Annotated in this window: 10 protein-coding genes and 1 pseudogene; 1 reads left to right on the top strand and 10 read right to left on the bottom strand. The window is 58.0% G+C overall.

The window, feature by feature from the left end; genetic code table 11:
- Nucleotides 1-1,191 (bottom strand): annotated as a pseudogene (locus tag AB7E65_RS09350) (squalene--hopene cyclase); the annotation flags it as partial.
- A gap of 608 nt (nucleotides 1,192-1,799) precedes the next feature.
- On the opposite strand from AB7E65_RS09350, the gene AB7E65_RS09345 reads away from it, so the two are divergent.
- Complete coding sequence (locus tag AB7E65_RS09345) at nucleotides 1,800-2,069, top strand: hypothetical protein (protein WP_072286789.1); 270 nt, start codon at nucleotides 1,800-1,802, stop codon at nucleotides 2,067-2,069.
- A gap of 51 nt (nucleotides 2,070-2,120) precedes the next feature.
- Here the strand turns inward: AB7E65_RS09345 and AB7E65_RS09340 are convergent, their stop codons facing one another.
- From AB7E65_RS09340 to AB7E65_RS09300, 9 genes are all read right to left on the bottom strand, one after another.
- A complete protein-coding gene (locus AB7E65_RS09340; protein ID WP_320360454.1) occupies nucleotides 2,121-2,903 on the bottom strand; it encodes an alpha/beta fold hydrolase in 783 nt (260 codons plus the stop codon).
- Nucleotides 2,904-2,915: 12 nt separating this feature from the next.
- Nucleotides 2,916-3,551, bottom strand: a complete 636-nt coding sequence (lipB, locus tag AB7E65_RS09335) for a lipoyl(octanoyl) transferase LipB (protein ID WP_072286788.1) — start codon at nucleotides 3,549-3,551, stop codon at nucleotides 2,916-2,918.
- Between the two features lie 13 nt (nucleotides 3,552-3,564).
- Nucleotides 3,565-4,479 (bottom strand): 3-hydroxyacyl-CoA dehydrogenase, encoded by a 915-nt coding sequence (locus tag AB7E65_RS09330; protein ID WP_072288090.1) that lies wholly within the window; start codon nucleotides 4,477-4,479, stop codon nucleotides 3,565-3,567.
- Nucleotides 4,480-4,596: 117 nt separating this feature from the next.
- A complete protein-coding gene (locus AB7E65_RS09325) occupies nucleotides 4,597-5,424 on the bottom strand; it encodes a nitroreductase family protein (protein ID WP_072286787.1) in 828 nt (275 codons plus the stop codon).
- A 309-nt stretch (nucleotides 5,425-5,733) separates the two neighbouring features.
- On the bottom strand, nucleotides 5,734-7,146 hold the full coding sequence (lpdA, locus tag AB7E65_RS09320; protein WP_428745750.1) for a dihydrolipoyl dehydrogenase: 1,413 nt from the start codon (nucleotides 7,144-7,146) through the stop codon (nucleotides 5,734-5,736).
- Between the two features lie 46 nt (nucleotides 7,147-7,192).
- On the bottom strand, nucleotides 7,193-8,122 hold the full coding sequence (gene lipA, locus AB7E65_RS09315) for a lipoyl synthase (RefSeq protein WP_072286784.1): 930 nt from the start codon (nucleotides 8,120-8,122) through the stop codon (nucleotides 7,193-7,195).
- A 114-nt stretch (nucleotides 8,123-8,236) separates the two neighbouring features.
- Nucleotides 8,237-9,610, bottom strand: coding sequence for a dihydrolipoamide acetyltransferase family protein (locus tag AB7E65_RS09310; RefSeq protein ID WP_428745749.1), 1,374 nt, complete (start codon nucleotides 9,608-9,610; stop codon nucleotides 8,237-8,239).
- A 5-nt stretch (nucleotides 9,611-9,615) separates the two neighbouring features.
- Entirely contained in the window at nucleotides 9,616-10,620 is a 1,005-nt protein-coding gene (locus tag AB7E65_RS09305; RefSeq protein ID WP_428745748.1) for an alpha-ketoacid dehydrogenase subunit beta, read from the bottom strand.
- Between the two features lie 39 nt (nucleotides 10,621-10,659).
- Nucleotides 10,660-11,104 (bottom strand): thiamine pyrophosphate-dependent enzyme (locus AB7E65_RS09300; RefSeq protein ID WP_428745747.1); only part of this gene is annotated, 445 nt, incomplete at its 5' end.

Raw genomic sequence — 11,104 nt, 5'->3', positions numbered from 1 at the left:
CACCACCAGCGCCAACGCGGTGTCGTCCACGTCGGGGTAGGCGGTATTGGCCCTTTCAAAAGCCCAGCCGCCGGGACGCACACCGCGCACCTTGACCTGCCAGTCGCCCCACCGGGTGATCTGATTGCCCAGAATCCAGTCGAGAGCGGGACGCATCATGGGCGTACCTTCAAAAGTACAGCCGGACTCGAACAGCGCCAGCAAGGTAAACAGGGTATCCCACACAGGGGACTCACTGCACTGCAGATAGGTCCCGCCGTTTTTCTCATACGCCCAGGGAGGGTTGAAAGCATCCAGCCCCTTGCTGATTACGGGATGGGTCAATGCATAACCCTCGACATTGAGCGCGACCAGTGAATAGATCAGGGGTGGCTGGATGCCGCCCCAGCCACCATCGTAATCCTGGTGACGCACGATCCACTCCAGGCAAAGGCTGATGGCTTTTTCACGACCAAACTGCACCGGCAGTCGGCTGTACTTTTTAAGGAACCAGTCAACCACCAGGAAAAAGCGCTCCGCGAGCCCTTTTTCGGTATCCGGAAAACTGTAGTCCGTATTTTCACGGCCACCGGGGAACAATTCATCAAGCCGGCTCGCCGGCGGAAGAGGTTTTACCGGGCGTCGAACCGACAAAATGGTCAGCGGTACCAGCGTGGCACGGGCCCAGCAGGCAAAATCGTAAATATTGAGAGGGCACCATGAGGGCAAATAGATCATTTCAGGTGCCAGCGCCGGTGTTTCTTCCCAGGGCCATTCGCCTATCAAGGCCAACCAATAGCGGGTAAAAACCCGCACCTGCCGAAGCCCTCCATGCTGGAAGATCCAGTTACGGGCCTTGGCCAGACGCACGTCATCGGCCTTGAAACCGGCGGCACGCAATGCGGCGTAGGCTTCGACGGTGGCGTTGATGTCTCCGGCCGGAGCCTGGTAGTACACGGCCCAGGAACCGTCCTCCCGCTGCTCATTGAGTATGGCCTGGACGACCTTGTCGTACTTGGGATCATCCTTTACGCCGAGGAGATGCATCGCCAGGATCCATTCAGCCTCGATGCAGGAGTTGGATTCCAGCATGCCGACCCAGAAACCCTCTTTTTCCTGGTTATCAGCCAGCCAGTCGATGGCGCGCTGTATGCCATCATCCAGCCCATCGGCTGTAACTGCCTCAGAATTCAGCTGCCGAATGACGTTCAAGGGACCAGTGCCTCCTGTGGTTTGCTTCACAACAAATATCCAGACGCTTGCAAGCGCATAAAATCTAAATTTCTGAACCGTTATTCTCAACAGGCCGCATGCGCGACTGTCCGCGGGATGTGGCAACGCCACGTGTGGCGGGGGATGCCATGTCGGCCGCCACCCATGTATCAGAGGACAAAAATCAACCCCGGCAAAAATCAAAAGCCCGGTTGGCAGGGGCCATGAATCGCATGGGGCTCTTCATACGGTAATCAAATACCAGGTTCGCCAATCTTTAACCCTTAGTACAATGATTACAAAAAGTCAACTTTTAAGAACTTTATCTCGAAACTGTCGTCATCCCCCCTCAATACACGGCGAGGACACGCACAATCACCTAATATTAAAATTAAGTGTTTGATACTACGCCCAATAATGTAACTCCGCAAGCCCTTATTTTCCAGCGCGCTTGCCGTCCCTACAAAACACATGCCCCGGACCTGTCGAGAGCGGACGCCGCCGGACGGAGTTCGCCCGGCACCGACACCGCCACGGTTGGAATAAGGTTTTGATGCAATATAATATAGGAGTGGCTTGAAAATCAAAGATCAGCGAGGAGGAAGAGCATGAACGAAATGCTTGAAAAAGCCAGACGCATGGCCCGGTCCGATCCGCACCTGTCGCTGTTCGATATTCACATCGAAGGCGAGGAACTGCATCTCGGCAAAGACGGAGAATGCTTTGCCCGACTGATTCGCACTGAAACACCGGGGATGTGGCGTATGGCCTATTTCCATAATCTGGAGCGCTGGGAATACCTCGACTTTACCGGCACCCTGGAAGATTGCCTGGCCTTTCTGTCAGACAATCCCCACTACCTGTTCTGGCAGGGCTGAGTCCCGGTGGGCACCACGGAGCTACCCTGGTGGACCAAGACGGTTGATGCGTTATTTTTCGGCCATCAGGAAGGATGCCACGGCCTGCAGAAAGGCAACGGGTTGATCGGCATGCACCCAGTGTCCAGCACCCGGGACACTGATGAAGCGCTTGTCGTCAAATTTTTCCAGCAACGCATCCCGCCGAACCGGATCAAGATAATCGGACTGCTCCCCCCGGATAAACAGGGTCGGACAATATATCGGGACATCGAGAGGCAAAGCCGCCAGCAATGTGCGGTATTCGGCAAACAATACCGGCAGATTAAAGCGCCAGCCCCAGGTTCCGGACGGCTGTCGGTAAAGGCTTTTCAGCAAAAACCCCCTCACCCCTGCATCGTCAATTTCAGCGCGCAGGTATTGCTCGGCATCCCTGCGGCTCGTCAACCGTGCCAGGGGCAGGTTGAGCAACCCCCTGAACACAGCCTCGTGCCGGGGAGCATAAGCCCCCGGTCCGATATCTTCGACGATCAGTCGCTCCACACGCGCGGGATAGCGGGATGCAAACAGCATGGCGGCTTTGCCGCCCATGGAATGCCCAAGCAAGTGAACGCTGTCCAGCGCCATGCGATCCAGAAAGGACCGCAAATCCTCCACAAGACAAGTGTAATTAAAAAACCGGCTGTGCGGAGACAGCCCGTGATTGCGCTGATCGACCAGCCAGACCCGGAAATGGCCGGCCAGCATCCGCGCCATACCCCGCCAGTTGTCCAGAGATCCGAAAAGCCCGTGCAGAACGACCAGGTTCGCGCCCTCGCCCTGCACCTCATAATTCAGGTCCACAGCCGGCACCACGGGTTTATCCTCTCATGCGTTTACCCCCTGCTGCTCCGGCAGCCAGGCCTCCAGCAGGGATTCAAAATGATAAACGACGCGCTCCTTGACCGTTTTCACGGAAATCATCCGGCCGGTAAGGGACGCCAGGGACACCATGGGGCAACCGACGATTCCGCAGGGATTTATGCGCGAGAAACCGGACAGGTCAAGAGACACATTGAGGGCAAACCCGTGCATGGTAACCCAACGCCGCGCCCCCGCTCCGATGGACGCCAGTTTTCCCTGATCGGTCCAAACGCCGGTTTTACCCTGGCAGCGCCGGCCAACCACCCCCACATCGGCCGCCGCGAGAATCAACACTTCTTCGAGAAATCGCAGGTAATGACGCAGGTCTTTCCCGCGGTGGCCAAGATTGAGCAGCGGATAGCCGACCAGCTGACCCGGCGCATGGTAGGTAATGTCGCCGCCGCGATTGATGCTGACCACCTCGATGCTGGAATCCAGCAGGTTATCCATGTGACCGCTGCGCCCCAGGGTGTAGACCGGCGGATGCTCCACCAGCAGCAGGGTTTCCGGAGAGACGCCGGAAGCGATTTCCCGAACCCGTTGCTCCTGCAGGGCGTAAGCTTCGGCATACGCCATCAATCCGAGATCCTGCACGATCATAGCTTCTTCCCCCCTACCGGTTCCCGCCCAGAACAAAATCCGGTTCCTGATAAGCGGGACGGGGATAACCGTAAAACCCGCGCCCGCTTTTCACCCCCAACCAGCCATGCTCGAGATACTCCCGTTTCAGATACTCGGCATTCCTGAGGGTCTGGGCGTCTCCAAGCGTATTCGCCCAGTAGTCCGTCACGTGCCAGACCGTATCGAGGCCAACCACGTCCAGCATCCCCAGCGGGCCTACAGGCATCTTCATCACCACCATCCAGGCGCGGTCGATGTCCTCCACGGCAGCCACGCCATTGGCGGCAAGGGTAATCGCGGCGTTATTCAGAGCACTGTACATGGCGTTGAATACGTAGCCGTAGTTTTCCTTTTGCAGCACCAGGGAAATCTGATTGATCGATCGGGCGAAATTACGCACAAGATCTACCACGCCCTCAGCCGTGCCGGCGTGAGGCATGACATCGGCAAGGTTTCCGACCCACACCGGTTGGTGAAAATGCAGCGCCAGAAACCGATCCGCCCGGCCCGTGGCATCGGCCATCTGGGAGGGAATCAGCAACGATGTATTGGTGGCGAAAACCGTCCGTTCCGGGCAGATCCGGTTAAAGCGGCTGAATATTTCCCGTTTCATCTGAAGGTCTTCGGGCACCGATTCAATCAGAAGGTCGATCTCCGAAGCTCGCTGCTCTTCGGTGGTTACGGCAATGTTGTCGAGTGCTCTGCCTGCCATTTTGGCATCAAGACGGTTTTCGGCTATCAGGTAATCCGCGTAGCTTTTGATGCGCAATCGCGCCTTGCGCAGGATACTATCGCTCAGATCGAAAAGAATGACGGCATATCCGTGTGCGGCGCACTGAAACGCAATCTGCTGTCCCATGGTTCCTGCGCCGACAACGAAAACCTTTTTTATATCCTTAAGCTTCATCGCCCCCTCATTGTGCGACATAAGGTATGGTTTGCCCGCGAACTCCCTGACTGGCGCCACCGAAATGGTGTTTGACCGCAAGCAACAAAACAGGCAACCAACCGATAGCCTTTGACCCTATTTGACCAGGCGCCGGATCTTGGCGTCCTGATCTCTTTGCACGGTACGGTAGTATGTGACATCCGGCGTTCCGAACAACATCATGTACACCACATCATGATTTTCCGGCACTCCGACGCTGCGCAAAAGTCGCGGCGCCAGATCGACCATCGCCCATTTGGCCAGACCGAGCCAGGTGGTACCGATACCGGCACTGTTCGCGAGCAGCTCAAAATAGCTCAGAGCGATAAATACATCGGCTTCCCGGGTAGGGACACCCTCGGCGGCCGAGGCAATCAGTAGATGGGGGGCCCGCCTGAAAATAGGGTCGAGTCCCTGCTCCATCAGCGGAACAAAATGCCTGAAACAGACCAGATGATCCGGGATGGCATCCTTGCGCGCCAGGTCCTGAAGGGTTTCCATGGTTTCCTGACGGATCGCGTCCATGGTGGCGGGATCTTCAACCACGATGAATTCCACCCCCCGACTGTTGACGCCCGTCGGTGCATGCGCGGCAATCTTCAACAATTCATCGATTGTTTCAGCGGGCAGCGGTTCGGGTCGATAACGCCGAATGGAACGCCGGCCCTTGATAAGCGTCTCCATCTGCTGCTGGTTGGGAAAGCGACCGGCCAACGGCAGGCTGTCGGCAGGATCGAGACCAAGAATGCTGATGGCGCCAGACGGACATACCGCCAGACAATGCTGACATTCGATGCAGGTGGCCTCTTTGTCCGCGGGAAGCACCGGATAGCCGTCCTGCATGACAATCAGCCCAAAAACACAATCCTTGACACATTCTGCACATTGAATGCAGAGCGACTGGTCCACACGAAATTGTTTCATGGAGCCTCCTTACGCGGTACAACGGATTGTCGACTCTCCCGATGCTGCCTCCTGCAAAGTGACGCCGGGAAAAAAAACCCAAGTGGAGACGGACCCGAATCGTCTCCACTTGGAACAGGAGGAAAGAAAAAGGAGGAGGAAAATCTTTAAAAAAACCGGGAGGGAGCTAGGAGGTCTACCTCCCGGCAAGCAGGTCAGCCCTCGCAGGACTAGCCTCAAACTCGTTTTTAATCCTACCGGCTTTCCGATTCGGGGCGGCATCAGGACCGCCCCGAATCGGTTTCCGGCCGCGGGGCACAGTCGCTCCGCCTAGCAATGCACCGCAGCGCCATCGACATCCAGAGCGGCTTCCTTCACCGCTTCGGAGAGGGTAGGATGTCCATGGAACATGGCTCCGATGTCATGCGCCGTGCCGCCGTAGCTCATAACCGCGACCGCTTCAGCGATCATGTCGGATGCGCGCGGGCCGAAGATGTGAACCCCCAGCACCTGGCCGTTTTCGGCATGGGCCAGAATCTTGACGAAACCTTCCGTTTCGGCCATGGCGCGGGCGCGGCCATTGCCGACAAAATTGAACTTGCCAACCTTGACGGGAATGCCCTCTTCCTGAAGCTGCTCCTCGGTCTTGCCAACGGAGGCGACTTCCGGCCATGTGTAGCAGACGCCCGGGATGGTGCCGTAATGAACCTGGGAATTCTTGCCCACCAGGCGCTCGACAAACACCACCGCTTCCTCTGAGGCCTTGTGCGCCAGCATCGGCCCCGGAATGAGATCGCCGATGGCGTAAATGCCAGGCACCGTGGTCGCGTAATTATCGTCCACTTTGACGCAGCCCCGCTCATCGAGCTCCACGCCGATTTCGGAAGCTCCCAGCCCCTCCATATTGGGCTTGCGCCCGATGGACATGAGGACTTTGTCGCAAACCACTTCCTGGGTCTTGTCGCCCTTGGACAGGGTCAGCGTGGCCTTGCCGCCAGCTACCTGAATATTGTCCACGCGGGTACCCATATGGAAGGTCATGCCCTGCTTCTTCATTGAACGCTGCAATGCCTGAGTGGTGTCCCCATCGGATTTGGGGAGCATCTTGGGCAGCATTTCCACCACGGAAACCTTGGCTCCCAGACGCAGCCACACCGATCCCAGCTCCAGCCCGATGTATCCGGCCCCGACCACCACCAGATGCTCCGGCACCTGCTGCAGGGACAGAGCGCCGACATTGTCTATGATCACCTCGTTATCGATGGTGATGCCGGGGACCTGAGCCACTTTGCCGCCGGTCGCCAGAAGGATGTTCTTGCCTTTGACCACGCCGGCGTTCTTGCCGGTTACTTCAACCTGCTGCAGCCCGTCGGCAGCGGCTCCCAGCAATCTGCCATGTCCCTTGATCCAGCTCACCTTGTTCTTTTTGAACAGAAAAGCGACACCGCCGGTAAGATCGCCGACAACTCCTTCCTTGCGCGCCATCATTTTGGCCAGGTTCAGCTTGGGCGCGGGAATTTCGATGCCGTGCATGTCGAATTTATCGCGCGCCAGAGCGAAGTGCTCACTCGAATCGAGCAGCGCCTTGCTCGGGATACAACCTTCATTGAGACAAACCCCTCCGAGGGTCGGACGGCTTTCAATGACGGCGACCTTCAGGCCCAGCTGTGCGGCGCGAATCGCGCCCACATATCCGCCGGGGCCGGCGCCCAATACAATCAGATCAAAAACTTCATCAGCCATTTATGTTCTCCTTATGCGGCAAAAACCCGATTTTGTCCGCTGTTTCTCATGGTTGCAGAACTTTTTGCGCCTGCAGATCGGCATGATAGGAGGACCGTACCAGCGGTCCTGAAGCGACCTGCGAAAAACCCATTTTCAAACCGGCCACCTTAAACGCCTCGAATTGCTCCGGAGCTACATAGCGCTGCACGGGCAAATGATGACGTCCGGGGCGCAGATACTGGCCAACGGTCAGCATGTCACAGCCGTGTGCGCGGAGATCCCGCATCACTTCGAGAATCTCATCATCCGTTTCACCCAGGCCAACCATCAATCCCGATTTGGTCGGTACATCTGGATACATTTCCTTGAAGCACTGCAACAACTTCAGGGATCCCTGGTAATCGGCGCCGGGGCGCGATTCGGCATACAGCCGCGGCACCGTTTCAAGATTGTGATTGAACACATCGGGCAGGCCGTTGCCGAGGTTGGCAAGAGCCGTCTGGACACAGCGCCGAAAATCCGGCACCAGGATTTCCACCTTGACCTTGCCGGGCTTACGGCGTATGGCCTCGACGCAACGGGCGAAATGACCGGCCCCACCGTCGGCCAGGTCATCTCTGGTCACGGAAGTAACCACCACATAGCGCAGCTTCATGACCCTAACCGCCTCGGCAAGATGTTCCGGTTCCCCGGGGTCCAGTGCTGAAGGGCGACCGTGGGCAACATCACAGAAGGGACAGCGGCGGGTACACACATCACCCATGATCATGAAAGTGGCAGTACCACGATTGAAGCATTCTCCCAGGTTGGGACAATTGGCTTCTTCGCACACCGTGTGCAATCGATGCTCGCGCAGAATTCCGGTCAATTTGGCGACTTCCGGCGATGAAGGCGCTTTTGCCCGGATCCAGGCCGGCTTGGTCAATACAGCCTGCTTGTCATCAGCTGACAAGGCGGTCTTGTCGGCGCCGCGTTTTTTCTTTGCAACTTCCATGGCCACTGTCCTGACTTTTCCTTTAAAGTCTTGCGAAGGTCGATGCATACGCCCGCCCGCGAAAGGCTTTTAGCGGCCGGCACCTGACAGGTGCCGGCCTGTTTACATCGGGCATTAAAGCTCTTCGGGATTTTCCAGAAGACGCTTGAGTTCCACCAGGTATTGGGCAGAATACAATCCATCCACCACCCGGTGATCGGCAACCAGGGTCACCTTCATTGTCGATGCGGGGACCATGTTGCCATCCTTCACGACAACCTCTTCCTTGATTCCGCCAACCGCCAGAATCGCGGTCATTCCCGGGGGCACCAGGGCGACGAACTGATCGACGCCGAGCATTCCCAGGTTGGAGATGGCGAAGTTGCCGCCCGCCATCTCTGCCGGTCCGCAGGTTCCGGCCTTGACCTTGTCGATCAGGGCGCGGGAACTGCTGGCGACCTCTTCCAGGCTGAGAGCCTGACAGCCCTTGACAACCGGCATCATCAGACCATCATCCAGACCCACGGCCACGGCGATGTTCACCTCGGGGTTCAGGATATACTCCTTGTTGCCCAGGGTGGCGTTAACCATCGGATACTTCTCGATGGCTTTGGCGCAGGCCTTGACCACCATGTCGTTCATGGATACGGCCTTGCCGGCGGCCTTGAGGCCGGCCCGGAACTGCTTGGCTGCGCCCATGTCGATGCCCATGGTGACCGGGAACTGAGGTACCGTCCAGGAGTTGGTCACCGTATTGGCAATCGCGGCCCGCATCGCCGTCATCGGCTTGCTGGTCGGCTGCGCTTTGGTTGCGGCCGGGGCTTCTGCCGCGGTTTCCGGTTCGGCGGCCGGAGCCGCCTTGCCGCTGCGCTTGGCAAGATAGGCATCGATCTCGGCATCGGAAACCGAAGCGTCCGCAATAATGCCGATCAGTGCCTGCACCGGGTATTCCTCGCCCTCTTCGCCAATCTTGCGGCGCAGAATGCCGGCTACGGTACTCTCGACCGGCTGGGCGATCTTGTCGGTTTCAATCTCCATGATTTCCGTACCGACCTCAACCTCATCGCCCTCGTCCAGCAGCCAGGAAGCAATGGTGCCCTCTTCCATGGTCAGCCCCCACTTGGGCATGGTCAGTTCATGGACACCGGCCGGAGCCTCCGCCGCGACGGAGCCTTCTGCTGCTTCGCCTTCCGCTTCGTCGCCTGCTTCCGCACCGCCATAGGAGGCGATGAACGCGTCGATTTCTGCGTCCGTCACGTCCTCGGCGGCGATGACGCCGATCAGGGCCTGCACGGGGTACTCTTCGCCTTCTTCACCAATCTTGCGGCGCAGAACCCCCGTAACGGCACTTTCCACGGGCTGGGCAATCTTGTCGGTTTCGACTTCGAGAATTTCGCTGCCGACTTCGACAACGTCGCCTTCCTCCATCAACCAGGAAGCGATGGTGCCTTCTTCCATGGTGAGCCCCCACTTAGGCATGGTGAGGGCTATGATTTTATTGTCACTCATGATGATTACTCCAGGGTTTTGCGTACAGCTGCTACCACCTTGGCTGCGTTGGGAATATATTCGGCTTCAAGGTTGGCGGCAAACGGTACCGGGGTAAAAGGAGGCGTAACCATCTGCGGAGCGCCTTTCAGGGCGCCGAACAGGTTCTGCGCAACCATGCCGACGATGTCGCAAGCGAAACCGCAGCGGTCGTTATCCTCGTCGACCACCACCAGGCGACCGGTCTTCTCGACGCTGGAGAAAATAGTGTCCTTATCCAGCGGCGAAATGGTGCGCGGGTCGATGATGGTGCACTCGATGCCTTCCTTGGCCAGCGTCTTGGCGGCCTGAACTGCCACCTGCACCATGCGGGCCAGGGCGACGATGGTGACGTCCTTGCCTTCCTGAACCACGTTGGCCTGGCCCAGGGGGATGGTGTAGTACTCTTCGGGGACTTCGCCCTTCATGGTGTAGAGAGCCTTGTGCTCGAAGAAGACACAGGGGTCGTCATCCTCGATAGAAGCCATCAGCAAACCCTTGGCATCATAGGGATTGGAGGGAATAATGCTCTTAAGCCCCGGGACATGAGCAAAAATCGAGTAGGGGCTCTGGGAGTGCTGGGCGGCGGCGCTGTATCCGGCGCCGATCATGGTGCGAATGGTCACCGGGGTGACGGCCTTGCCGCCGAACATGTAGCGGAACTTGGCGGCCTGGTTGTACAGCTGGTCGAAGCAAACCCCCAGGAAGTCGGAGAACATCAGTTCGCCGATAGCGCGCATCCCGCAGGCCGAAGCGCCAACGGAGGCGCCGATATAGGCGGACTCGGAAATCGGCGTATCGATTACACGATCGGGAAATTTGGGGTAAATCCCCTTGGTGACGCCGAGCACGCCGCCCCAGGAATCGCGCTCCTGATCGGTGCCGGCGGAACCGGCGACATCCAGCCCCAGCAGGATAACGGACTTGTCGCGCTCCATTTCCTGGCAGATCGCTTCGTTGATTGCGTCCTTGAACATGATCTTTCTAGCCATCGCTCTATTCCTTTCTATACCTTAAATTCTGAAAAGGGCTCAGTAAGAAACGTAAACGTCGGTCAGCAGCGCGCTCAGATCGGGCTGCGGAGCGGCCTCGGCTTCCTTGACGGCCCGCTCGACCAGAGCCAGTACATCTTTGTCGATGGCTTCGATTTCCGCCGCTTCAGCCAACCCGCCAGAGATCATGGCTTCGGCGAAACGCTTGAGGGGACAATTGTTGGCGCGGGCACTCTTGACTTCATCCTTGGGACGATAACCCTGCGCATCCCCCTCGAAGTGACCGAAATAACGCAGGGTCTTGCATTCGAGGAAAGTCGGGCCGCCGCCTTTGCGAGCACGCTCGATGGCTTCGCCGGCCGCTTCGTAAACCGCGAAGAAATCGTTGCCATCGACAGTCACCGCCGGCATGCCGAAACCACGGGCGCGGTCTGCGATATTGTCCGAACCGACCTTGGCGGAGTATTTGACCGAAGTCGACTCG

Source organism: Syntrophotalea sp. (assembly GCF_050253115.1).
Classification (GTDB): Bacteria; Desulfobacterota; Desulfuromonadia; order Desulfuromonadales; family Syntrophotaleaceae; genus Syntrophotalea; species Syntrophotalea acetylenica.
The sequence above is the reverse complement of the archived record's forward strand: the minus strand, read 5'-3'. Positions and strand labels throughout refer to the sequence as shown.

Bases quoted from the DNA above. Each gene is read 5' to 3' on its own strand.
- AB7E65_RS09345 (WP_072286789.1), top strand. From the start codon at position 1,800: ATGAACGAAATGCTTGAAAAAGCCAGACGCATGGCCCGGTCCGATCCG.
- lipB (WP_072286788.1), bottom strand. From the start codon at position 3,551: ATGATCGTGCAGGATCTCGGATTGATGGCGTATGCCGAAGCTTACGCC.
- AB7E65_RS09330 (WP_072288090.1), bottom strand. From the start codon at position 4,479: ATGAAGCTTAAGGATATAAAAAAGGTTTTCGTTGTCGGCGCAGGAACC.
- AB7E65_RS09325 (WP_072286787.1), bottom strand. From the start codon at position 5,424: ATGAAACAATTTCGTGTGGACCAGTCGCTCTGCATTCAATGTGCAGAA.
- lpdA (WP_428745750.1), bottom strand. From the start codon at position 7,146: ATGGCTGATGAAGTTTTTGATCTGATTGTATTGGGCGCCGGCCCCGGC.
- lipA (WP_072286784.1), bottom strand. From the start codon at position 8,122: ATGGAAGTTGCAAAGAAAAAACGCGGCGCCGACAAGACCGCCTTGTCA.
- AB7E65_RS09310 (WP_428745749.1), bottom strand. From the start codon at position 9,610: ATGAGTGACAATAAAATCATAGCCCTCACCATGCCTAAGTGGGGGCTC.
- AB7E65_RS09305 (WP_428745748.1), bottom strand. From the start codon at position 10,620: ATGGCTAGAAAGATCATGTTCAAGGACGCAATCAACGAAGCGATCTGC.